The sequence below is a fragment of the Enorma timonensis genome (assembly GCF_000321165.1).
Classification (GTDB): Bacteria; Actinomycetota; Coriobacteriia; order Coriobacteriales; family Coriobacteriaceae; genus Enorma.
The window spans coordinates 1-2,137 of record NZ_CAPF01000003.1; the positions used below are offsets into that span (position 1 = coordinate 1).

The 2,137-nt window shown below is 70.6% G+C and carries 2 protein-coding genes; both read right to left on the reverse strand.

All coding sequences use genetic code 11. The features are described from left to right. Positions 1–72: 72 nt before the first annotated feature. A complete protein-coding gene (locus BN423_RS00145; RefSeq protein WP_019238258.1) occupies positions 73–1,179 on the reverse strand; it encodes a FecCD family ABC transporter permease in 1,107 nt (368 codons plus the stop codon). A gap of 3 nt (positions 1,180–1,182) precedes the next feature. Then, positions 1,183–2,137 (reverse strand): ABC transporter substrate-binding protein (locus tag BN423_RS10525; RefSeq protein ID WP_019238259.1); only part of this gene is annotated, 955 nt, incomplete at its 5' end.

Consider the following 2,137-nt stretch of genomic DNA (forward strand, 5'->3'; position numbering starts at 1 on the left):
CGGCGGCGCTGGAGCCCGCGGCGCGCGGTGCCCCGCAGGCGTCGCCGGCCCGCGCCCGTTCGTCTACCCGCTTCATCGGTACCCCCGTTTCCGCAGCATGAGCGCGATGACGATCGGCGCGCCGAAGACGGCGGTCACGGCGCTCACGGAGAGCTCGACGGGGGAGAACAGCGTGCGCGCGATGAGGTCGCAGCCGCAGCAGAACACGGCGCCCGCCAGGAAACACGCAGGGGTCACGACGATCGGCTTCGCCGTGCCGCAGGCCAGCTTGGCGAGGTGCGGGGCGGCGATGCCCACGAACGAGACGGGGCCGGCGAAGGCGGTGACGCAGGCGGAGAGCACGCTCGAGGCGAGCACGATGAGCATGCGGAGCCGCACCACGTCCACGCCGACGCTCTGCGCGTACCCCTCGCCCAGCTGATAGGCGCCGAGCGGCTTGGAGAGCGCGAACACGGCGGCACCCAGGACGAGCGTCGCGGCGGCGGCGAGCGCGAGCTCGGGCCAGGCGGCGCCCGAGAAGCTCCCCTGCGTCCAGTTCTGCAGGTTGACGATGCTCTGGTCGTCCGCGAAGGCGACGAGGAAGTTCGTCGCGGCGGAGCAGATGTAGCCCACCATGATGCCCGCGATGATGAGCATGCTCTGGGTGCGCGCGCGCCGCGCGATGAGAAGCACGAACCCCATGGTGGCGAGCGAGCCGGCGAGCGCGGCGCCCACGGACATCCAAGGGCTCATGATCTGGTTGGCGCCGAGGACGACGATCATCACGATGGCCACGGCGCAGCGCGCGCCGGAGGAGATGCCGAGCACGAACGGGTCGGCGATGGGGTTCGCGAAGAACGTCTGGAGGAGGAACCCCGAGAGGGCGAGCGCCCCGCCGAGCACGATGGCCATGAGCGCGCGCGGCAGGCGGATCTGCCAGAGCACCTGGCTCTCGGTCGAGCTGCCCGGCCCCGCTGCGAGGAGGGCGGGCACGTCGGCGGGCGGAATCTCCACGCTGCCGATGCACAGGCTCGCGACGAGGAGGGCCACGAGCGCGCAGGCGAGGCCAGTGTACACGATCGCCGCGCGCCGCCTGCGATGGCGGGCCGTGCGCTTGCGGGGGACGCCCGCGCCGCCCGGCTCGCTACCCGCGCCCGTGTCCGCCTGCTTCGCGGCCGCCTCGGAAGCCCGCCCGCCCATGCGCTAGCCCAGCTTCCAGATGAAGCCGTTTTCGCCCGACGCGCCCAAAAGCGCGGCCCGCAGGTCCTCGATGATGCGGTCGGTCGAGGTCATCTGCTGGTAGAGGTTGCTGTCACAGGTGTAGACCTCGCCCGTGGCGACAGCCGCGAACTCGGAGATGAGCGCGTTTTTCGCCGTGAGGTCCGCGAGCGACCCCACGCCCTCGTCGACCGTGGCGTTGTAGATGATCACGTCGGAATCCTTCGCCGAGGCGAAGAACTCCTCCATCTCGACCGTGATGTAGGTGGTCGAGGACGCGTCGCCGTCGCCCGTGCCGAACGAGAGGGATTCGCCGCCGGCGAGCTCGATCATCTGCGCGAAGTAGTCGCCCGCGCGGCGCACCACGGCCGCGCCGTCGGAATCGATGTAGAAGAACGCGACGGTCTTGCCCGTGGGCTCCTGGTGCGCGATGGCGTCGACCCGCTCCGCGACCTCGTCGAAGCGCGCGCTTGCCGCGTCCTTGCATGCGAAGATCACGCCCATGAGCTTGAGCCGTCCGAGCACGTCGTCCTCGGTGCTCGACTGCTCGGTGAAGACGGTGACGCCGAGGTCCTCGAGCTTCTGCTTGACCTCGGGATAGCGGTGGATCTGCGTGTTCTCGATGGCGAGCGTGCAGCCCGTCTGCGCGACGAGTTCGAAGTCCGGGTCGCGGTAGCGCCCGCCATAGACCACCTCGCCGTCCTCGATGAGCTGCGTGAGGTGTTCGTTGGGGCTTGTCTCGGGCGTGACGGAGGCCACGCGCACGGCGTCGAGGGCGTCGAGCTCGTCGAGGACGCAGATCATGCCGGTCGAGACGAGGTAGACGTCGTCGGCGGGCTGCGCGATGACCGCGATGTCCTCGGCGAGGCCGTCGGGCGCGCTCGCGCCGTCGGGCACCACGAGGAAGCGCTCGTCGCTCGCCGCGCAGATGAGCGCGAAG

Coding starts and splice junctions, on each gene's coding strand:
- BN423_RS00145 (WP_019238258.1), bottom strand. CDS start 1,179: ATGGGCGGGCGGGCTTCCGAGGCGGCCGCGAAGCAGGCGGACACGGGC.